The organism is Pseudoalteromonas sp. S554 (assembly GCF_005930865.1).
Taxonomy (GTDB): Bacteria; Pseudomonadota; Gammaproteobacteria; order Enterobacterales; family Alteromonadaceae; genus Pseudoalteromonas; species Pseudoalteromonas marina.
The window spans coordinates 1-455 of record NZ_PNDV01000189.1 but is presented as its reverse complement, the minus strand read 5'-3'; the positions used below and the strand labels follow the sequence as shown (position 1 = coordinate 455).

Genomic DNA, 455 nt, shown 5'->3' with positions numbered 1-455 from the left:
GTTGTGGTAGATGATATAGTAATGGATAAAAAGGGACGAAAAGAAAAAAACTTAGCCCGATTGTATGCTATTAAATTGTGCCAAGATTTAACGGGATTAAATTTGCAGGCATTAGCAGATGTTTTTAATGTTAAACACTATTCGGCCATATCAAAAGCTGTTGGTAGATTAAATGCATTAATTATTGAGAATAAGCAGGTTGAATTACAGTGGGAAGCGCTTCGAGGTTGTTTGATGTCTGAAGTCAAGATTTGACCCCTTAATGAGATCTTTAATAAGAGGTTACTATGATTTGTAGGGTGTTTATTTTACTTTGCATTTTTTGCTTTAGCATTGGCTCGATAAATGCCAGTGAAAAGGGTAAAACCATTACGTTTGCTGTTTGTCACGATCATGACAAATTGCTGATGGAGAAATAACCAATTTATCGTGCTAGTTCTCAATATTTAAATCAA

1 pseudogene is annotated in these 455 nt (G+C 34.1%); it reads left to right on the top strand.

Going from position 1 to position 455, the window contains the following annotated elements:
• Positions 1–255, top strand: a pseudogene (locus tag CWB65_RS19640) (hypothetical protein); the annotation flags it as partial.
• Positions 256–455: the final 200 nt, after the last annotated feature.